This window comes from Kitasatospora sp. NPDC094028, from assembly GCF_049543595.1.
Classification (GTDB): domain Bacteria; phylum Actinomycetota; class Actinomycetes; order Streptomycetales; family Streptomycetaceae; genus Kitasatospora.
This window is the reverse complement of the sequence record NZ_JBMVFA010000019.1, coordinates 105,917-124,312: the sequence shown is the minus strand read 5'-3', so window position 1 is coordinate 124,312 and position 18,396 is coordinate 105,917. Positions and strand designations below refer to the sequence as shown.

The 18,396-nt window shown below is 75.0% G+C and carries 20 protein-coding genes and 1 pseudogene; 11 read left to right on the top strand and 10 right to left on the bottom strand.

The window, feature by feature from the left end; translation table 11 throughout:
• The first annotated feature begins 58 nt into the window (after positions 1-58).
• The 3 genes from ACPC54_RS26105 (at position 59) to ACPC54_RS26095 (ending at position 2,611) form a co-directional block, all read left to right on the top strand.
• A complete protein-coding gene (locus ACPC54_RS26105) occupies positions 59-481 on the top strand; it encodes a DUF5997 family protein (protein ID WP_498968145.1) in 423 nt (140 codons plus the stop codon).
• 152 nt (positions 482-633) lie between these two features.
• Positions 634-1,593, top strand: coding sequence for an SDR family oxidoreductase (locus ACPC54_RS26100; RefSeq protein ID WP_498968192.1), 960 nt, complete (start codon positions 634-636; stop codon positions 1,591-1,593).
• A gap of 322 nt (positions 1,594-1,915) precedes the next feature.
• On the top strand, positions 1,916-2,611 hold the full coding sequence (locus tag ACPC54_RS26095) for a hypothetical protein (protein ID WP_498968191.1): 696 nt from the start codon (positions 1,916-1,918) through the stop codon (positions 2,609-2,611).
• 111 nt (positions 2,612-2,722) lie between these two features.
• Here the strand turns inward: ACPC54_RS26095 and ACPC54_RS26090 are convergent, their stop codons facing one another.
• Positions 2,723-3,205, bottom strand: a complete 483-nt coding sequence (locus tag ACPC54_RS26090) for an SAM-dependent methyltransferase (protein WP_498968143.1) — start codon at positions 3,203-3,205, stop codon at positions 2,723-2,725.
• 143 nt (positions 3,206-3,348) lie between these two features.
• Here ACPC54_RS26090 and ACPC54_RS26085 point away from each other — a divergent pair, with 143 nt between their 5' ends.
• Positions 3,349-3,630 carry a hypothetical protein gene (locus ACPC54_RS26085; protein WP_498968142.1) on the top strand — a complete coding sequence of 94 codons (282 nt, stop codon included), beginning with the start codon at positions 3,349-3,351 and terminating at the stop codon, positions 3,628-3,630.
• On the opposite strand, the gene ACPC54_RS26080 is transcribed toward ACPC54_RS26085, so the two are convergent.
• The 3 genes from ACPC54_RS26080 to ftsH form a co-directional block, all read right to left on the bottom strand.
• A complete protein-coding gene (locus ACPC54_RS26080; protein WP_498968141.1) occupies positions 3,611-4,552 on the bottom strand; it encodes an ADP-ribosylglycohydrolase family protein in 942 nt (313 codons plus the stop codon). The genes ACPC54_RS26085 and ACPC54_RS26080 overlap by 20 nt on opposite strands.
• Positions 4,553-4,563: 11 nt before the next feature.
• A complete protein-coding gene (nadE, locus tag ACPC54_RS26075; RefSeq protein ID WP_498968139.1) occupies positions 4,564-5,397 on the bottom strand; it encodes an NAD(+) synthase in 834 nt (277 codons plus the stop codon).
• 134 nt (positions 5,398-5,531) lie between these two features.
• Entirely contained in the window at positions 5,532-7,502 is a 1,971-nt protein-coding gene (gene ftsH / locus ACPC54_RS26070) for an ATP-dependent zinc metalloprotease FtsH (protein ID WP_498968138.1), read from the bottom strand.
• A gap of 70 nt (positions 7,503-7,572) precedes the next feature.
• Here ftsH and ACPC54_RS26065 point away from each other — a divergent pair, with 70 nt between their 5' ends.
• The 3 genes from ACPC54_RS26065 (at position 7,573) to ACPC54_RS26055 (ending at position 9,765) form a co-directional block, all read left to right on the top strand.
• Positions 7,573-8,814, top strand: coding sequence for a HEPN-associated N-terminal domain-containing protein (locus tag ACPC54_RS26065; RefSeq protein ID WP_498968136.1), 1,242 nt, complete (start codon positions 7,573-7,575; stop codon positions 8,812-8,814).
• Between the two features lie 34 nt (positions 8,815-8,848).
• Entirely contained in the window at positions 8,849-9,406 is a 558-nt protein-coding gene (locus ACPC54_RS26060; RefSeq protein ID WP_498968135.1) for a hypothetical protein, read from the top strand.
• A 71-nt stretch (positions 9,407-9,477) separates the two neighbouring features.
• Positions 9,478-9,765: a hypothetical protein gene (locus ACPC54_RS26055; RefSeq protein ID WP_498968134.1), complete on the top strand. Its 288-nt coding sequence runs from the start codon at positions 9,478-9,480 to the stop codon at positions 9,763-9,765.
• Here ACPC54_RS26055 and ACPC54_RS26050 read toward each other — a convergent pair.
• From ACPC54_RS26050 to ACPC54_RS26035, 4 genes are all read right to left on the bottom strand, one after another.
• The gene (locus ACPC54_RS26050) at positions 9,759-10,733 is read right to left on the bottom strand and encodes a hypothetical protein (RefSeq protein ID WP_498968133.1); all 975 of its coding nucleotides are present in this window, start codon (positions 10,731-10,733) and stop codon (positions 9,759-9,761) included. The genes ACPC54_RS26055 and ACPC54_RS26050 overlap by 7 nt on opposite strands.
• On the bottom strand, positions 10,730-11,035 hold the full coding sequence (locus ACPC54_RS26045) for a hypothetical protein (RefSeq protein WP_498968132.1): 306 nt from the start codon (positions 11,033-11,035) through the stop codon (positions 10,730-10,732). The genes ACPC54_RS26050 and ACPC54_RS26045 overlap by 4 nt, the downstream gene beginning before the upstream one ends.
• A 168-nt stretch (positions 11,036-11,203) precedes the next feature.
• On the bottom strand, positions 11,204-11,818 hold the full coding sequence (locus ACPC54_RS26040; RefSeq protein ID WP_498968130.1) for a mycothiol-dependent nitroreductase Rv2466c family protein: 615 nt from the start codon (positions 11,816-11,818) through the stop codon (positions 11,204-11,206).
• Positions 11,819-11,889: 71 nt separating this feature from the next.
• Positions 11,890-13,470: an alpha/beta hydrolase gene (locus ACPC54_RS26035; RefSeq protein WP_498968129.1), complete on the bottom strand. Its 1,581-nt coding sequence runs from the start codon at positions 13,468-13,470 to the stop codon at positions 11,890-11,892.
• 481 nt (positions 13,471-13,951) lie between these two features.
• Here ACPC54_RS26035 and ACPC54_RS26030 point away from each other — a divergent pair, with 481 nt between their 5' ends.
• Both ACPC54_RS26030 and ACPC54_RS26025 read left to right on the top strand, forming a co-directional pair.
• Complete coding sequence (locus ACPC54_RS26030) at positions 13,952-14,362, top strand: PadR family transcriptional regulator (protein ID WP_498968128.1); 411 nt, start codon at positions 13,952-13,954, stop codon at positions 14,360-14,362.
• A complete protein-coding gene (locus tag ACPC54_RS26025) occupies positions 14,359-15,024 on the top strand; it encodes an HAAS signaling domain-containing protein (RefSeq protein WP_498968126.1) in 666 nt (221 codons plus the stop codon). Before ACPC54_RS26030 ends, ACPC54_RS26025 begins: the two co-directional genes overlap by 4 nt.
• A gap of 51 nt (positions 15,025-15,075) precedes the next feature.
• Here the strand turns inward: ACPC54_RS26025 and ACPC54_RS26020 are convergent, their stop codons facing one another.
• Positions 15,076-15,768, bottom strand: coding sequence for a DUF6461 domain-containing protein (locus tag ACPC54_RS26020; protein WP_498968124.1), 693 nt, complete (start codon positions 15,766-15,768; stop codon positions 15,076-15,078).
• A 322-nt stretch (positions 15,769-16,090) separates the two neighbouring features.
• Between ACPC54_RS26020 and ACPC54_RS26015 the strand changes: the two genes are divergently transcribed.
• Together ACPC54_RS26015 and ACPC54_RS26010 are read left to right on the top strand one after the other, a co-directional pair.
• Entirely contained in the window at positions 16,091-16,777 is a 687-nt protein-coding gene (locus ACPC54_RS26015) for a polysaccharide deacetylase family protein (RefSeq protein ID WP_498968123.1), read from the top strand.
• A 240-nt stretch (positions 16,778-17,017) separates the two neighbouring features.
• Positions 17,018-17,944 (top strand): immunity 49 family protein, encoded by a 927-nt coding sequence (locus tag ACPC54_RS26010; protein ID WP_498968121.1) that lies wholly within the window; start codon positions 17,018-17,020, stop codon positions 17,942-17,944.
• 54 nt (positions 17,945-17,998) lie between these two features.
• Here the strand turns inward: ACPC54_RS26010 and ACPC54_RS26005 are convergent.
• Positions 17,999-18,166, bottom strand: a pseudogene (locus ACPC54_RS26005) (cytosine deaminase); the annotation flags it as partial.
• Between the last annotated feature and the right edge of the window lie 230 nt (positions 18,167-18,396).

Here is an 18,396-nt window from a genome sequence, read left to right as displayed (position 1 = left end):
AGGGCAAGGCTACCGACCGTGACCGGAAGCGCCCGCCCGCTCCCTTACCCTTGTCGGTATGACATCGCTCAAGCAGAAGACCAGCCAGACCATGAAGCCGGCCACGGCGGCCAAGAAGCTGGGGATCTACCTCGCCGCGGCGCCGACCGACTTCCAGGAGGGCGTGGTCTCCCGCGAGGAGCTGAACGCGCTGCAGGCCGAGCCGCCGCAGTGGCTCCAGGAGCTGCGCCAGAACGGTCCGCACCCGCGCCCGGTGGTCGCCGCCAAGCTCGGCATCTCCATCTCCGGCCTCGCCCGCGGCGGCGTGACCGACGCGCTCACCAGCGAGCAGATCGAGGCGATCAAGGCCGAGAACCCGCTCTGGCTCCAGCACGAGCGCGCCAACCAGGTCGACGTCCGCAAGGAGACCGTCCGGATCAAGGAGAAGCACGCCAAGGAGGCCGCCGAGAAGGCCGCCAAGGAGGCCAAGGCCGCGCGCTGAGGCCGCCGGGGCCTCGGAGGAAGGCTCCGCTGTCCGACCCCTGTGCTTCGCTGGTGCCGACGTCCGTTCCACGGGCGTCGGCACAGTCGTACCCGGACGCCGACGGGATCGGCGAGGCAGGGAGGCCGCGGATGGCAGGAACACCGGACGGAATGACCAGCGGGGAGCCGGGCGGGGAGCCGGGCGGGTCGGGGGCACCGACCGGGCCGCTCTCCGGCCGGGTCGCGCTGGTCGCGGGCGCGACCAGGGGCGCCGGGCGGGGCATCGCGGTCGAGCTCGGCGCGGCCGGCGCGACGGTCTACGTGACCGGGCGCAGCACCCGGCGGCAGCGCTCGGAGTACGACCGCCCGGAGACCATCGAGGACACCGCCGAGCTGGTCACCGCCGCCGGCGGCCGGGGCGTCGCGGTCCCCACCGACCACCTCGTGCCTGCGCAGGTGGCGGCCCTGGTCGCCCGGATCGAGGCCGAGCAGGGCCGGCTGGACGTCCTGGTGAACGACATCTGGGGCGGCGAGAAGCTGTTCGGCTGGGACGTCCCGGTCTGGGAGCACGACCTCGACGACGGCCTGCGGCTGCTGCGCCTGGCCGTCGAGACGCACGCGATCACCAGCCACCACGCCCTCCCGCTGCTGCTCAAGCACCCGGGCGGGCTGGTGGTGGAGATGACCGACGGCACCGAGGAGTACAACCGCGGCACCTACCGCAACTCCTTCTTCTACGACCTGGCGAAGACCTCGGTGCTGCGGATGGCCTTCTCGCTCGGCCACGAGCTGGGCCCGCGCGGCGCCACCGCGGTGGCGCTCACCCCCGGGTGGATGCGCTCCGAGATGATGCTGGAGCACTTCGGCGTCACGGAGGAGAACTGGCGCGACGCGCTGGCCGGGGAGCCGCAGTTCGGCATCTCGGAGTCGCCCTCCTACGTCGGCCGGGCGGTCGCGGCGCTGGCCGCCGACCCGGAGGTGGCCCGGTGGAACGGCGGCTCGCTGTCCAGCGGGCAGCTGGCGCGGGTGTACGGCTTCACCGACCGGGACGGCAGCCGGCCGGACTGCTGGCGCTACCTGGTCGAGGCGCAGGGCGCGGACGGGCCGCTCGACCCGGCGCCGTACCGATGAGCCGGCGGGGGCGGCTGGCGGCCGTGCGCCACTGACGGTCCGTCCCGTCCGACACGCCGTGGCCGCACCCGCCGGCAGGTGTGGCACCGGTCACGGCGCCGGCGCGGGGGCCCGGGGGCGGGAACGGGGGTTCGTGCCGAAACGATTCCGCGCGCCGGTCCGGCCCTTCCCGCGCCGGACGTGGCGTCACTCCTTCGGCCCTGTCGACACGGTAGTGTCCGCTGGCGCGGCCACCGGCGACGACAGCGCCGGGCGGCCGCCCGTCCCACCGCAACGACCTGGAGGAACTTCCGTGCAGGCTCCCGCCCGAGGTGCCCTGGCCATGGCCGCGGCCGTGCTGCTCGCCGCCGCCGCAGGCTGCTCGTCCGGCGGGGGCCACACCGCCAAGCCGGCCGACGGCAAGGAGAGCGGCCACAGCGCGGCGGCGGCGCCCGCCGGGGACGCCGCCGCCCCGGCGAACATCGTCGCCGGGCCCGGCCCGAAGAGTTCGTACGACGCCCAGCCGCAGCCCGCGGCCGGCAGCTGCCACTACCGCTACACGGCGGACAAGCAGCCGCTGCCCGACCCGAACTGCACCCCGGGCGCGACCAGCCCGGCCGTCACCCAGGCCAACCTCAAGGACACCGTCTGCAAGACCGGCGGCTACACCTCGACCGTCCGGCCGCCGGCGAACATCACCGGCAAGGAGAAGGCCGATAACGCCAAGTCCTACGGCTACACCGGGCCGATGGGCGACGCCGAGTACGACCACCTGATCAGCCTGCAGCTCGGCGGCGACCCCAACGACCCGCGCAACCTGTGGATCCAGCCGCCGTCCCCCGACCACGTGCCGGGCAAGGGGCCCAACAACCCCAAGGACTCGGTGGAGACGCACCTGCACACCGCGCTCTGCAAGGGCCAGGTCACCCTGGCCCAGGTCCAGAGCGCGATCGCCACGGACTGGACCACGGCCGAGGCCAAGCTCAACATCAAGGGCGCCGGCGCGCCGAGCGCGGCCCCGGACGCGGACGGCGACTGACGAATCGTTTCCGCCGAGCCGGGTGACGCAGAGCTGGATGACGCAGAGCCGGGTGACGGGCAGCCACCCGGCTCGGCCGCCCCACCCGGGCGTCCGGCTCAGCCCTCCGGCTCAGCCCTCCGACTCGCGCTCGTAGTAGGCGCGCATCAGCTCGACCGACCACTCCGGCTGGCGCACCTCGCCGCGCGGGCCGAACTCGGCGAGGTAGGGCTTGAGGTCCAGCACCGGCGTGCCGTCCACCGCGTCCAGACCGGTGACGTGCACGTCCAGCCCGTCCACCCGGACCAGCGCGCAGCGGGAGACGCCGAGCCGGTTCGGCCGGTTCTTGCCGCGCTGGGCGAAGATGCCGACCAGCGGCCAGTCGGTGTTCCCGCGCGGGTGCCGGGCGCCGGTCTCGATCTTCTCCTCCGGGACGCGGTCGAAGTGGTAGACCACCTCCAGGTGCGAGAAGTCCGCCAGGCCGTACAGCGCCTCCTCGGTGAACCGCTCGCCGTCCAGCCGGATCACCGCCTCGACGCTCCCCCAGTCGTCGTCCCGCACCTCCGCACGCCCGCCGACCACCCGCGCCACCGGACGCGTCGTCACCTCGTCCATGCCCACTCCCCCTTCGGAGTCGATACCGATCCCGGGTACCGTAGCGAGTGGCGGGAACGGACGGACGGCGGGGGGCTGTGGTGGCTGCGGGCGGATCGGACCGCACGGGGCGCGGGCGGGAGTCGGGCGATGCTGGCGGGGCCGTGGTCTTCGGCTCGCTGGCGCTGCTGGCGGGCGCCTTCCTGCTCAGCCGGATCTGGCGCTGGGCGGGTCAGCAGACCCCCGGCGAGCGGCACGACGCGGTGGTGCAGACCACGGCCCTGCTCGGCCTCACGCTGTTCACCACGCTGCTCGGCCTGGCCGTCGCGGGCCGGGACTCGACCGTCCAGCGCCGCTGGCACCACGCGATGGTGGGCGCCTTCGCCGCCACCGCGGCGCTGCCCTGCGCGGCCTTCACCCTGGCGGTCATGTCCTTCGGCCGCTGACCAACTCCTCGGCCATCGCCAGCAGTTCGGGCACCCGCAGGACCCGCCCGGCGGAGCCCGGCAGCGGCAGGTGCAGCGGCTCCAGCCAGCTCGCCGGGATCGCCGCCAGGCCGTACCGGGCCCCGGCCAGTCCGCCGGTGACGGCGGCCACCGTGTCGGTGTCGCCGCCGAGGTCGATCGCGGCGTGGACCGCCGACCGGTAGTCGCCGGTGGTGCGCAGCGCCCAGACGGCGGAGCCCAGGCAGGGCCAGACGGCGCCGTTGGCCTCGGTGGCCCGGTCGGGGTGCCAGTCCGGGGCGAGGACGGCCGCGTAGCGCTCGCGGTGGTCGGGGTGGACCTCGGCGAGGGTGGCGGGGATCGCGGCGAGCGGGTCGGCGCCGTCGAGGGCGAGGCGGACCAGCTCGTGGAAGATCGCCGTGCCCTCCCAGGCGGCCCGGTCCCCGTGGGTGAGGGCGGCGATCCGGCGGGCGGCGTCCATGGTGGCCTGCCGTCCGGCCCCGGCGAAGGCGACGGCGGAGGTGGCGGCGCGCATCAGGGCGCCGTTGCCCGCGGCGCGCAGCGTGGTGTTGAAGTGGACGGCGGCCGCGAGGTCCCACGGGTTGCCGTTGGTGAGGACGTCCTCGGTCTGGATGCCGATGTCCTTGGGGCCGGCGGCGGCCCAGCGGCGGAACCGGTCGAAGATGTCCGGGAGGTCCAACTCGCCGCGTTCCAGCAGGGATTCGGCGACCAGGACGGCCATCTGGGTGTCGTCGGTGGCCTCACCGCGCTCCCAGCCGCCGCCCGCGACCGGCTCACCGGGCCCGGCCGTGAAGGCGCCGGCCGGGCCGAACTCGTAGGGCGCGCCGAGGGCGTCGCCCACCGCCGCGCCGAGGACGGCCCCGGCCGCGCGCTCGTGGCGAGCGGCCGCGGCCGGGTCCGTCACGGCCGGGTCCGTCACGGCTGGGCCGGGCCGATGGGCAGGCTGCGCTTGTGCTCGGTGCGGCGGTAGTGGCCGAGGACGGTGCGGGCGGTCTGCTCACTGACCGGGTGGCCCTCCAGGAAGTCGTCCAGGTCCTGGTAGCTGACACCGAGGGCGTCCTCGTCGGGCTTGCCCGGATCGAGGTCCTCCAGGTCGGCGGTGGGGACCTTCCACACCAGCTCCTCCGGCGCCCCCAAGGCGGCCGCGACGGACCGGACCTGACGCTTCGTCAGACCGGCCAGCGGCACGACGTCGGCGGCGCCGTCGCCGAACTTGGTGAAGAAGCCGACCGCGGCCTCGGCGGCGTGGTCGGTGCCGACGACCAGCCCGGCGCGCGCACCGGCGACGGCGTACTGGACCACCATCCGCTGGCGGGCCTTGACGTTGCCGCGGACGAAGTCCTCGTGGGCGTGGTCGCCGTAGGTCAGTCCGGCCGCGGCCAGGGCGGCGAGGGCGGCGTCGGTGGCGGGCTTGACGTCGACGGTCAGCACCTCGTCGGCCTGGATGAACTCCAGGGCCCGCTGCGCGTCCGCCTCGTCGGCCTGCACGCCGTAGGGCAGCCGCATCGCGCAGAAGTCCGCCTGGTAGCCCTCGGCCCGCAGCCGGTCGACGGCGAGGCGGCAGAGCCGCCCGGCGGTGGTGGAGTCGACGCCGCCGCTGATGCCGAGCACCAGCGTCCGGGCGCCGGCGGCCCGGACCTGCTCGGCCAGGAAGCCGGCCCGGCGCGCGGCCTCGCGCGCCGGGTCCTCGACGGCCGCGACCCCGAGGGCCCGGGCGACCTCCCGCTGGACGTCGGTCCCAGCCGCCACCTCTGCTGCTCCGGACACCATCCACCTCACGACGTTCACGACCGATTACCGATAAACCGATCTGTCGGTCCGGAGTATGCCAGCCGTGCCCGGCGCCCAGCCGGGCGGGCGCCGCCGTCACCCCGCGTCCGCCGTCACCCCGCGTCCGACGCCGGCCGGTCCGGCGCACTGTGCCGCAGGATCTCCAGCACCACGGCGCCGTCCACGGTCTCCCGGGCGACGAGCAGCGCCGCCAACTCGTCCAGGTGCTGCCGGTGCTCGCGCAGCAGGTCGACGGCCCGCCGCTCGGCGCGGCGCAGCAGCCGGGCGACGGCCTCGTCCACGGTGCGCTGGGTCTGCTCGGAGTAGGGGCGGCGCAGCAGGTCCTCCAGGCCCTCGCCGAGGTGCTGCGGGGAGCCGCTGGAGTAGCCGACCGGCCCGAGCTCCGGGGAGAGGCCGAACTCGCGGACCATCCGGGTGGCGACCGAGGTCGCGTTGGCGAGGTCGTTGGCGGCGCCGGTCGAGCCCTCCCCGAAGACCACCAACTCGGCTGCCCGTCCGCCTAGTTGGACGGTGAGCAGGTCGTTCAGGTAGCTCTCGCCGTACAGGTGCCGTTCGGCCTCGGGCAGCTGCTCGGTGGCGCCGAGGGAGACGCCGGCGGGCAGGATGGTGACCTTGGCGACCGGGTCGGCGTGCTCGCACAGCGCGGCCATCAGGGCGTGCCCGGACTCGTGCACGGCGACGGCGTGCCGCTCCTCGGGCAGCAGCGCGTTGGAGGACTCACGGCGGCCGAGCAGGACCCGGTCGCGGGCGGTGTCGAGGTCGTCGGCGGTGATGGTGGCGCGCTCGGCGCGGACGGCGTTGATGGCGGCCTCGTTGACCAGGTTGGCGAGGTCGGCGCCGGAGAAGCCGGGGGTGCCGCGGGCGATCCGGTCGAGGTCCACGTCGGGTGCCAGCGTCTTGCCGCGGGTGTGCACGGCGAGGATGGCGGCGCGCTCGGCCTGGTTGGGCAGCGGCACGGTGACCTGCCGGTCGAAGCGGCCGGGGCGCAGCAGCGCCGGGTCGAGGGCGTCCGGCCGGTTGGTGGCGGCGATGACGACGATGCCGGTGCCCTGGTCGAAGCCGTCCATCTCGGCGAGCAGCTGGTTCAGGGTCTGCTCGCGCTCGTCGTTGCCGCCGATCCGGGTGCCGCCGGCCCGGCGGCCGCCCACGGCGTCGATCTCGTCGATGAAGATGATGGACGGCGCGCGCTTGCGGGCGTCCTCGAAGAGGTCGCGGACCCGGGAGGCGCCGACGCCGACGAACATCTCCACGAAGCCGGAGCCGGTCACGGACAGGAACGGCACCTCGGCCTCGCCGGCGACCGCCCGGGCGAGCAGGGTCTTCCCGGTGCCGGGCGGACCGACCATGATCACCCCGCGCGGCCCCTTGGCGCCGGCGGCGGCGTAGCGGTCGGGGCTGCGCAGGAAGTCGACCACCTCGCTGACCTCCTGCTTCACCCCCTCGTACCCGGCGACGTCGGCGAAGCGGGTGGCGGGCCGCTCGGCCTCGATGATCTTGGCGCGGGAGCGGCCGATGGCACTCAGCCCGCCGCTCAGCGAGCGCGCGGCCATCCGGCCCGACCACAGGAACAGCCCGCCGAAGATCAGCAGCGGCAGGAACAGCAGCAGGGTGGACCAGAGCGAGCTGCCGCTGCCACTGCGGCTCGCGGTGATGTCGACGTGCTGGTCGGCGAGGGCGCGGCTGAGCGGGGAGTTGTCCAGCGCGGTGGGGATCTGGCTGGTGAAGCGGGTGCCGTCCTTGAGCGTGCCGGAGACGCCTCCGGTGTCGGTGATGTTCACCGTCTTCACCTGCCCGGTGTCGACCCGGTTCAGGAAGTCCGTGTAGCCGTAGCTGGCGCCACCGCTCTTGCCCGGGCTGGAGAACAGCACCAGCAGGAGCAACGTGGCCAGCACCGCGACGGGCAGCAGCCACCGGCGCCAGCCGGGCACCGGCACCTGCGGCGGCTTCGGCCCACCCGGCCTGCCGGGGCCCGGCCCGGCCCCCGGCCCGCCCGACTGCCGCCCCGGACCGGGCGGGGTCGCGGGGTGCCGGCCGGCCGCGCGCAGCCGACTTCGTCCGATCATCCGCACGCACCGCCTCTCGCCCACCACCGGCTCCTCCCCTCCATGGTCGGACGCCGGGTAACCTCCGGCCATGGGTATGGCGAAGCGCGCACTGGAAGAAGCGGAATCCCGCGGCTGGTGGGACTCCGAGGAGTGGGTCTGCGAGCACTGCGTGGACGAGCCGACCCTTGAGGACACGGTGCGGGCGGAGGCGGACGGCGAGGAGGAGTGCAGCTTCTGCGGGAGGAGCCCGGCCGCTCCTCTCGACGTGCTGGTCGAAGCCTTCTTCCAGGGGATGCGCACCGAGTACGCCACCGCCGAGGAGGAGAACGTTCCGTTCGACTCCGAAGAAGGCCGGTATCTCGGGAACGTCATGAGTACCGAAGAGCTCGTGACCGGCTACTTCGGCCATGTGCTGCTGGGAGAAGGACTCGCCGAAGCCGTCGCCGGCGCGATGGTGGAGGACCAGTGGGTCAAGCGGGGGGAATGGGCGGGAGACTCTCAGAGGGAGATTCTCACCAACGGATGGGATTCCTTCTGCCACGCCCTCAAGCACGAGACCCGATACGTTTTCCTGGTCGACCCGAAGGAGGATCTCTACCGGGACTTTCGAGAGCTCTCCCCGAGCGAGATGCTCGCGGAGGTCGGACACCTCATAGACCGGCACGGCCTGTATCGCAGCATCGACGTCGGACACCGCTTCTGGCGGGCCAGGACCGGATCGGACCCGGATCCGCAGTGGGGGGCGAAGGAGCTCGGAACGCCTCCACGGGAGCACGCCAAGCAGGCGAACCGGATGAACCCCGCGGGAATCCCGATGTTCTACGGCGCCACCGACCTGGACACGGCCATCCGGGAGAGCCTGGTCCGGACGGAGGACACGCACGTCACCGCAGCGGTTTTCGAAGCCGGGCACCCCTTGATCCTGATCGACCTGACCACGGACACCGTTCCTCAGCCCCCGGAAATCTTCGACCTCACCGGGACGAAGGAGCGGGACGGCCTGCTCTTCCTCCACACCTTCGTCCGCCGGCTCAGCGAGCCCATCCGCGAGAAGTACGACCAGGTCGACTACGTCCCGACGCAGGTCCTCACCGAGTACCTCCTCAAGGTCCACCAGCACGCCGGGGCCGCCGTCGACGGTCTGATGTACAGCTCCGCGACCACCGGAAGGCCCTGCGTCGTCCTGAACATTCCCAACTCGCACTGCGTCGAGAAGGGCACCGAGAAGATCGACGACGGCTTCTTCGAGGTCCGCTTGGAGGGGAAGCCCCATCTGGCCATGGACCCCCACTCCGTGGTCACCCAGCCGATCAGCGATACGTACGCTTGATCCGGCACGGAGGACGGTTCGACCAGGGGGAAACGTGGACACCGCCACAAGCGCACTCGCTGTCGCCTGCATGGGCATCGTCGGCACGCTGGCCTCGGGGCTCCTCACCCACCGGAGCGCGAGGAAGAACAAGCTCCAGGAGCTTGAGCACGCCGACCGGCAGAAGGACGTGGAGCGGTCCCACGACGCCCGGAAGGCGCACCTCGAAGCGCGCCGCGCGGCCTACATCTCCCTCAACGGTGCCGCCCGCAGCTACCAGACCGAGCTGACGAACTACCTCCACGCGCACCGGGCCGGCGAGGTCTCGGACGAGGTCCGCGAGGAAGTCGAGGGGGCCCGGCGGGAGCATCGCGCCAGCCACGCGGAAGGTCAGATGATCCTTCCCGACGAGATCCTCGAAGTCGCCAGCGCCGTCAATCTGCACCTCGGCAGGCTGTACGGCGTCCTGCGGCGGCTCGACCTCGGTAATCCCGGCGCCGGCGAGACCGTCGAACTCGCCGACAGCATGCGGGCGCGATCGTGGGACCTGCTGGCCGCGATGCGCCTGGCCATGCGGGCCGATCTCGGCGTGTCGTCGCCCCAGGGGGTCTGAATGCGCAGATCGGCGGGTCGCGGCGGGTAGCCTGGACGCCCGTTCGACGAGGGGGTCCGGCGCATTCGTTCTTGAATCCGTGGGCGGCCACCGACGAGGCCGACCGGGCCGCGTGGGTGCTGGAGCCGCTGAAGAGCGTGGGACCGCTGAGGTTCGGTGCGGCGCACGGCCACGAACTGCTCCGCGGCCCGTACGGGGACCCCGGCGCCGACTCCCTCGGGGTCGTCCTGCATGCCCAGCGCGCCGGGGACGTCGTGCTCAGCCGGCCCGTGTTCGCGTCCCGGGACTGGGCCGATGGTTGCGTCCACGTCCCGGAGAGCCCGATCCCCGACAGCGAATGGCACGATCGCCCCTACTGATCACGGCCTGGGCCGGACCGGGTCGGTCCGGGCCGCCGGCGGGCGTGGACGGCCGCCAGGGTCGCGATGCCGGCGAGCAGGGCACACCCGGCCATCAGGGCGAGCAGCCGGGCGGGCGAGTCGACCGTGCCCGGGAGGCCGGCCAGCCGCCAGACGGCGGCCCGCAGGCCGCCGCTCACCGGCACGGCCAGGGCGGCGGCGAAGGCGGCGGCGCGGGCGGGGCTCCACGGCGCGCCGGTGCCGGTGATCCGCAGCACCGCGTCGCCGAGCAGGCAGAACGCGAAGAACCCGCTGGTGAACACCGAGAGTTCGAGCAGCGCGACGAGCGGCCCGGGCCAGCCCTCGCCGAGTGCTTGACCGGTGACCAGTCCGGCCCCGGCGAGCAGGCTGAGCCCGGCCGCGGCGGCGACGAGGTGGCGGCGCAGCAGGCCGGCTGCGGCGGTGAGGTCGGCGATCGGCGCGGCGAGCAGCACGAGGTCGTCGAGCCAGTCGCCGCCGGGCCGCCGCCGTTCGTCCGGCCGCGGGGCGGGGGCCGGTTCGCGGGTGGCGCGCCGGAGCAGCCACAGGCAGCGGGCGGCGCCGGCGGTCAGCGGCAGCAGGGCGGCGACCAGCCACGGCGTGGGCGCGCCCCAGCGCTCGCGTTCCGCCCGCAGTGCGACCGCCGCCCAGTCGGTGGCGGCGGTGGCGGCGACCAGCAGCACGGCCAGCCTTGCGGCGCGCAGGAGTTGGTCCAGGCGGTGGGCGGGCTGCGGCGCGCCGCCCCGGCAGAGCCAGGACCGGGCCGTCGCCACCGCGGCCAGCGCGGGGACCAGGAACAGGGTGAACGAGACGACGGCGTCGTACGGGTCCGCCTGCCAGGGGCTGGCGGCGCGGAGCGACTTGGCCTGGGTGGTGACGTACGCGAAGACGGTGAAGGCGACCGCGAGCAGCAGCGACGCCGCGAGCGCCCGCCGCTGGGCGCGGCTCACCGCCGGGCCCCGGCACGGTCGTCGGCGCGCCCGTCCGCACCGTCGTCGGCAGCGTCGCCGGCACGGTCTGCGCCGCGCAGCAGCAGGTCGGGCAGCCAGGGCACCCCGGGGGCGACGTGCTCCGCCAGCGGCCGTTCGGCCTGGACTGCGTTCGCGAGGGCGTGCGCGAGCCCGGGCGGCGCCTGGGCGGCCAGCAGGGCGGCTCCGAGCAGGGCGACGGCGGCCTTCGGCCAGTCCGCACGGACCGTCAGGTGGCGTGTGCGGGGCGGTGGTTCGGTGGTGCTCGACGCGGTCTCGGCCATGACGAGATGCTACACGCCGCGTAGTACTCGTCGCGTAGTAATCCACCGAACGGATGAGCCGGAAAACGCGGACGGGCGGCCCGGTGCTGCTCACCGGGCCGCCCGCGGCCGCCGTCGACGACCCTCCGGGGAGGGCGGGTCGACGCCCCGCAGGGCGCCGACCGCGGTTCAGGAGAAGTCCAGCGAGCCCGTCCTGGTCCGCTTCAGCTCGAAGAACTTCGGGTACCCGGCGAGCAGTCGCACGCCCTCGAAGACGTTGAGGGCGTCCTCGCCGCGCGGGATCGCGCTCAGCACCGGGCCGAAGAAGGCGACGCCGTCGATGTGGATGGTCGGCGTGCCGACCTCCTCGCCGACCGGGTCCATGCCCTCGTGGTGGCTCTTGCGCAGCGCGATGTCGTACGCGGTGCTGTGGGCCGCCTCGGCGAGCTCCTCCGGCAGACCGGCGGCGACCAGGGCCTCGCGGATGACGTCCTCGTCCGCCGGGCGGTCCTGGTCGTGGAACCGGGTGCCGAGCTCGGTGTACAGGTCACGCAGCACGTGCTGGCCGTGCTGCTCGGCGGCGGCGACGCAGACCCGGACGGGGCCCCAGCCCGTGGTCATCAGGCGCTGGTAGCGCTCGGGCAGGTCGGTGCGGCCCTCGTTGAGGACGGACAGGCTCATCACCCGGAAGGTGAGGTCGAGTTCGCGCTGGCGCGCGACCTCCAGGATCCAGCGGGAGGTGATCCAGGCGAAGGGGCAGACGGGGTCGAAGTAGAAGTCGACCTTGGGGATCTCGTTGTTCACGTCGGCGAGCCTAGCGGGACGAGTGGCCCGCTTTCCAGAGCCAATTCGGCCGTTCCGCAATGGGCCACTTCTCAGCTGCAGACCGTCCCGTCCGCCGGCGCCCTCCCGTCGAGCAGGTAGCCGTCGACGGTCTGCTTCAGGCACGGGTTGCCGGTGTTGTAGCCGCCGTGACCCTCGCCCTGGAGGGTGACGGTGACGCCGACGCCCGCACCGAGCTGCTGTGCCATCGCCCGGGCGCCCTCGACCGGGGTGGCCGGGTCGCCCGTGGTGCCGACCACCAGGACCGGGGCCGCGCCCGGGGCGGCGACCTCCGGGTGGTCGCTCCTGCCCGCGACCGGCCAGCCGGTGCAGCCGGTCAGGCTCCAGGCGGTGAACTCGCCGAACACCGGGGAGGCGGCGCGGAAGTTCGGCAGCTGCTGCTGGACGTCCTGGTCGGAGTAGCGCTGCCGGGCGTCCGCACAGGCGATCGCCCGGTTCGCCGCGCCGAGGTTGCTGTAGCGCCCCTGCGGGTCGCGCCCGCGCAGCGAGTCGGCGAGCTTGAGCAGGGTGTCGCCGCTGCCCAGCTCCATCGCCTCGGTGAGACCGGTGGCCAGCGCGGGCCAGGTCTCCTGGCTGTACAGGGCGCCGGCGATGCCGGTGACGGCGAGGCTCCCGGTGAGCTTGCGGCCGTCCGCGGTGGGCAGCGGGGACCGCTCGGCCTTCCGCAGCAGCTCCGAGACCTTCGCGGTGCCGTCCGCGCCGCCGGCGCCGGTCGGGCAGGCGGCCGCGGCCTGGGCGGCGCAGGCCTTCATGAAGTCCTCCAGGGCGAGCTGGAAGCCCTGGGCCTGGCCGAGCGCGGCCTGCTGCGGATCCTTGGTCGGGTCGACCACCGAGTCCAGCACCATCCGGCCGACCTGCTCCGGGAACAGGTGGGCGTAGACGCCGCCGAGCTGGGTGCCGTAGCTGATGCCGAAGTAGGAGAGCTTCCGGTCGCCGAGCGCCTGGCGGATCAGGTCGATGTCCCGGGCGGCGCTCTCGGTGTCCACGTACGGCAGCACCCGGCCGGAGTTTCGCTCGCAGGCGGCGGTGAACCGGGCGTTGCTCTCGTCCAGCGCCTTGACCGCGGCCGGGTCGCCGGGGGTGTCGTCGACGGCCGCGTCGGCGTCCGTCGCCGCGTCGTCCAGACATCTCACCCCGGCGCTCTCGCCGACCCCGCGCGGGTCGAAACTCACCAGGTCGTAGCGGGAGTTGAGGGAGGCGTAGCTGCCGGCCAGGGCGGGCAGGGTGGCGACGCCGGAGGCGCCGGGGCCGCCGAAGTTGAACAGCAGCGAGCCGATCCGGTGCGGCTCGTCCGTGGCCGGGCTGCGGATCAGCGCGAGGTCGATGGTGCCGGCGTCCGGCTTGGCGTGGTCGAGCGGCACCTTGAGGGTGGCGCACTGCCAGGCCCCGGCGGGCGCGGTGCCGCTGCCGCCCTGGGCCGCGCTGGGCGCCGGGCAGGCGTGCCAGTCCGGCGCCTGGCCGCCAGCGGCGGTGCCGCCGCCGGACGGGGCGGTGGCCGGGGAAGTCGGCGCGGGCTCGGCGGCGGACGAGTGGTCGTCCTGGCAGCCGGTGGCGGTGGCGAGCAGCAGCACGGCCAGGCCGAGCGCGCCGGCTCCACGGACGACGGTGTGCATGGGGCGGGTCCACCTCTCGGGCTGCCGGCGCGGATCGCCGGGGGCGGCTGCGCCGGCGCGCTCGGGCGCATCGGCACGGTCGTCGGGGCCGACGCGGCGTCACCGGAAGCCCGGCACCCGGCGACGGCGCGTCGCAGCGGCGCGCGCCCCCGGCGCGGGGAACCGGTCACCGGGGCCGGTCACCGGAGCCCATCACCGGGGCCGGCCGCCGGAACCGGCCACTGGGGGCCGGTCGACGCACGAACGACCCTAGGGGCGGAGGCCCGGTCACGCCCGCCGGAGGCGCCCGACCAGGGGCGTGCGCCGCACGCCGTACCACCGGCCGGCCGGGTGAGGGGCGCCCGGATGAACCACGACCCGGCCGCCGCACGTTGTCCGAGGTGTCCGGCGGGAACGTCCGGCGCGCGGGCCTCCGACACGTCCGGGTGCACACGGAGGGAACGTCTGGCGGCGGGTTGCTTCGCCTGCTACCTTGCATTGCATGGTACCTGGCATCGCAAACCCCGAGCCCGGCCACGGCGCCGCCGGGGGCGACCGCGACGGCGCGAACGCCCCGGACGGCCCGGTGGCGACCCAGCTGCGCAAGGGCGTGCTGGAGTACTGCGTCCTCGCGCTGCTGCGCGACGGCCCGCGCTACGGCGTCGAGCTGCTCCAGGAACTCGGCCGCTTCCCGATGCTCGCGACCAGCCAGGGCACCATCTACCCGCTGCTGTCCCGGCTGCGCCGCGCCGGGCTCGCCGACACCTTCCTCCGGGACTCGGCCAGTGGCCCGTCCCGCCGCTACTACGCCCTCACCGACGCCGGGCGCGTCGCACTGCACGAGTTCACCGCCCTGTGGCCGGCCTTCCGCGCCACCGTCGACCACGTCCTCACCCCGGGAGAGAAGCCGTGAGCAACCCCATCGACCACCCGCTGGTCCGCGCCCACCTCGACGCCGTCGCCCGGCTCACCGAGCCGCTGCCCGCCGACCAGCGCCGCGAGCTGCTCGCGGACCTGCGCGAGCACGTCGAGGTCGCCCTGGCCGAGACCGGCCCGGCCGGCCCGACCGGCCCCGCGGGCCCCGCCGACGAGGCCGCCGTCCGGCGCGTCCTCGACCAGCTGGGCAGCCCCCGGCAGATCGCCGACGCCGCACTCGCCGAGGCCGGCCGCTCCCGGCCCGGAGCCGGGGCTGGGGCCGGGGCCGAGCGCCGCCCCGAGCCGGAGACCAGCAGGCGCACCACCGTGACCCTGGCGCTGGCCGTGCTCCCGCTGCCCCTGCTGCTCGTCCCGGGCGTCGGACCGGTGCTCGGGCTCGCGGCCGCCGTCGCCGCCGCCGTCCGGGTCGGGCGCTCCGCGCAGTGGAGCCGGCGGGAGAAGGTCCACGCGACCCTGCTCCTGCTCGCACCCCTGCTCGCGGTGCCGCTGGCGGCCGCGGTCGTCGTCGCCGTGGCCGGGAGCCTGAGCCCGGTCGGCGTGCTCGCGGCCTGCGCGGTGGGCTTCTGCCCGACCCTGCTCGCGGCCGCCCGGCTGGCCCGGTCCGCCGCCCGGCTGCGCGCCGCCGCCGTCACGGCCTGACCGCCGCCGGCCCGGGCACGGCCCGACCGCCGGCGACGGTCCGTCAACCGCTCAGCGCGACATTCCCGGGATGCCGCGCACCGCGAAGGCCGGCAGGCGCAGCTCGCCGAGCGCGGCCCGCGGCAGGCCGAGGCCGAACCGCCGCTCCACGACGCCGAGGGTGCGGTCGCGGACGGCCGCGTACCCCTCCTCCGGGCCGCCCCGGTCCGCGGGAGCGGTGCCGCCCGGCGCCAGCACCTCGGCGGCGACCAGCTCGGGCAGCAGCAGGTCCGGCTCCCGGCCCCAGCGCCAGCGCTCCTCCCCGAGGCCGAAGCCGCACAGCACCGCGCCGTCGCGGGCGTAGTCGAGCAGCGCCGGCGGGTGCTCCGGCATGGGGCGGAAGTGCACCACCTCGACACCACCGGCCGCTATCTCGGTCAGCCGCTCGCCGCCGGTGGAGTCGCCGTACTCGATCGCGAAGGACCAGCCGCCGCACTCGCCGACCCGGACCACGCCGTCCCCGTCGTCGCCGGGGCGGTACGACTCGATGTCGAGGTCCCACACCTCGGTGCCGCTGATCGGCTCGGTGCCGGCGGCCGGGTCCGCGCCCATCCGGCGGGCGAGTTCGCGCGGCGGTATGCCCCGGGCGAACACCACGCCGTCCAGCTCCCAGCGGACCTCGGCGAGCCAGCGGATGCCGTCACCGGCCCCCGGCCCGCACCCCTCCCCACGTCCGGTCCCGATCGCGCGCGTGCCCTCGCCCATGCCGCCGCCCTCCCCTGGCGCCGGCCCGCGATGGCAGCGGTCGCCGGTCCGCACCTTAACGGAGAGCACCGACAGCCGGAGGGCGTACGGACCGGCGCACCCGTCCGTCCCGCTCCGCGGCCGACCGCGCACCGGGCGGTACGGGCGCCGGCCGGGGCGGTACGGGCATCGGCCCGGGCCGACGTGCACCGCGCCGCGGCCGGACGGACGATGGTGGGGGGACGAACTCCCCCGGGGCGCCGTGCCGTTCACCCGGTGTCACCGCCGGGCCGGGCGCGCGGCCGACCGCGCTCACGCCCGGTAGCACCACCCGGAGCCCCTCATGCCCCTCGCATCCCCCGCCCGCCCGCTGCGCTTGGCGGCCGGCGCGGTGACCGGCCTGCTGGCCGCCCTGCTCGGCCTCGGCGCCCCGGCCGTCGCCTCCGCCGCCACCACCTCCCCCGCTCCGTCCCACCCGGTCGTCTACCTCACCTTCGACGACGGGCCCGGACCGAACACCGCCCAGGTGCTCGCCGTGCTCGCGTGGTACGGCGTGCCCGCCACCTTCTTCGAGCTCGGCCAGAACGTCGCCGCGCACCCCGGCCTCACCCGGCAGGTCGCCCACCAGGGCGAGAGCGTGCAGAACCACAGCTGGTCCCATCCCGACCTGCGGACCCTCTCGGCCGCCGACCTCAAGGCCCAGATCCTCGACACCGACCACGCCATCAAGGCCCAGACCGGCGCCACCCCGAGCTGTCTGCGGCCGCCGTTCGGCTTCGTCGACGACACCGTCCGGGCCCGCGCCGCCGCCCTCGGCAAGACCGTCGTGCTGTGGTCCGTCGACCCGCAGGACTGGTCCGACCCCGGCGCCGCCGCGATCGCACAGCGCGTCCTCGACGCCGTCCGCCCCGGCTCGGTGGTCCTGCTGCACGACGGCGGCGGCGACCGCAGCCAGACCGTCGCCGCGCTGCCGGCCATCATCGGCACCCTCCAGCAGCACGGGTACACCTTCCGCACCCTGTGTCGCTGACGCCCACCCACCCCGGTGACGCCCACCCACCCCGGGCCACCCCGCCGCCTCGCCGGGCTCGCCCTCCGACGAGGCCGGGTTCGGCAGCCGGCAGAACGGCGCCACCACCGACACCGCCCACACCGCCCGACCAGGGGAGTTATGTCAGTCCTGCCTGCTAGCGTCCGTCTCCGACAGCACGCGACCACGGGCGAGCGGCCGCACACCGCGCCGCCCGTACCGACCGAACGGGGGCAGCGCATGGTGGACGTGACGCGGCACGACGTGGAGCAGGACCGGATCGCCGACGCGCTGGCGCGCACCCGCGCACGGGCCAACGCGCAGTGGCTGACGATCAGTTGCCAGGAGCTGAGCGTCGAGCCGATCCGCGCGATGGCCGCGGTCCTGCTGGACCACCTCGGCGCGCTCTGTGCGACGGGCGGCGCGTTGGACGACCCGGAGGCCCAGGAGCTGCTGCGGACGGCCTCCGAGTGCGCGACGGGAGTGCTGCACCTCGGCAACTTCCCGCGCGGGGACTTCTCGATCCCCTTCCCGTACCTCGGCCGGACGCTGGACAGCGAGGAGCACCAGTTCGGCGAGGTGCTCGACTTCGGCGCCACCGCGCCGACCTGGGTCGAGGCCTTCGCGCTGGCCGTGGTCAGCGGGCACGTCCACGAGCGGCGCCGGATGATCGGCCCGCTGTTCAAGGACGACTTCGCGCCGTCGATCCACCGGGGCCTGCCGTGGTCGGACCTCACCACCGTCTCCGAGCCGGCCGACCTCGCCGAAATGGACGCGCTGGGCGCCTACTTCGCCCTGGTGAAGACGTCGTACTCGCCGTGGACAGCCCCCGCGCCCGACCCGCTGCGGAAGCCCCCGGCCGAGGACCGCGCCGCGGCCGTCCGGGCGTTGGACGCCGCGGGTGCGCTGAGCCCCGACCAGCGGCTGCTGCGGGTGCTGCTGGCGGACGACCAGGCGGCGTTCGAGCAGGCGCTCGCCGCCCGGCTGGCCGAGTACCGCGACAGCCTGCCGGCGGACGCCCCGCCCCGCAGCCTGCTCCCGCTCGGCACCATCGCCCTCGCGGCGCTGGCCGTCCAGGCGCACGGCTGGGAGCTGGGCGTGCGCTCCGACTACCTGCCGGCGGTGCTGCTGCGGGCGCCCGTGACAGCCGCGGGGGGTGCTCGATGACCCAGGTCGGCCGCTTCCTTCCGGAACGGGCGTCGGGCGGCCCGGCGGGGGCAGTCAGCCGGTGAGCCGCCCGTCGCGGGCGACGACCCGGCCGGCGCGCACGACCAGGTCGCGCGGCGGCAGGTCGACCACGACCTGCGGCAGACACTCCCCGGCCAGCAGCAGGAAGTCGGCGGGCGAGCCGGGCCGCAGGGTCACCGGCGGCAGGCCGAGCGGTTCGGCGCGCACCCGGTGCGCTACCCGCTCTCCTGGTGACGGGGGACGGGGGGACGGCGGCGTGTCCGTCATCCCCGCCGCCGATCGCGCGGCCGAGGCGCGGAGGCCGAACTCCCGTACGGGCGAAGCCCGCTGAGCCTTCCTCGGGAAGGAAATCCGGTGGCGCGCCCGAGCGTGCGCGGACGACCATTCCCCGCATGTACCGCCGTCCGCCAGTACCGCCGTCCGCCAGTACC

Bases quoted from the DNA above. Each gene is read 5' to 3' on its own strand.
- ACPC54_RS26105 (WP_498968145.1), top strand. From the start codon at position 59: ATGACATCGCTCAAGCAGAAGACCAGCCAGACCATGAAGCCGGCCACG.
- ACPC54_RS26100 (WP_498968192.1), top strand. From the start codon at position 634: ATGACCAGCGGGGAGCCGGGCGGGGAGCCGGGCGGGTCGGGGGCACCG.
- ACPC54_RS26095 (WP_498968191.1), top strand. From the start codon at position 1,916: ATGGCCGCGGCCGTGCTGCTCGCCGCCGCCGCAGGCTGCTCGTCCGGC.
- ACPC54_RS26090 (WP_498968143.1), bottom strand. From the start codon at position 3,205: ATGGACGAGGTGACGACGCGTCCGGTGGCGCGGGTGGTCGGCGGGCGT.
- ftsH (WP_498968138.1), bottom strand. From the start codon at position 7,502: ATGATCGGACGAAGTCGGCTGCGCGCGGCCGGCCGGCACCCCGCGACC.
- ACPC54_RS26065 (WP_498968136.1), top strand. From the start codon at position 7,573: ATGGGTATGGCGAAGCGCGCACTGGAAGAAGCGGAATCCCGCGGCTGG.
- ACPC54_RS26045 (WP_498968132.1), bottom strand. From the start codon at position 11,035: ATGGCCGAGACCGCGTCGAGCACCACCGAACCACCGCCCCGCACACGC.
- ACPC54_RS26035 (WP_498968129.1), bottom strand. From the start codon at position 13,470: ATGCACACCGTCGTCCGTGGAGCCGGCGCGCTCGGCCTGGCCGTGCTG.
- ACPC54_RS26030 (WP_498968128.1), top strand. From the start codon at position 13,952: ATGGTACCTGGCATCGCAAACCCCGAGCCCGGCCACGGCGCCGCCGGG.
- ACPC54_RS26020 (WP_498968124.1), bottom strand. From the start codon at position 15,768: ATGGGCGAGGGCACGCGCGCGATCGGGACCGGACGTGGGGAGGGGTGC.
- ACPC54_RS26015 (WP_498968123.1), top strand. From the start codon at position 16,091: ATGCCCCTCGCATCCCCCGCCCGCCCGCTGCGCTTGGCGGCCGGCGCG.
- ACPC54_RS26010 (WP_498968121.1), top strand. From the start codon at position 17,018: ATGGTGGACGTGACGCGGCACGACGTGGAGCAGGACCGGATCGCCGAC.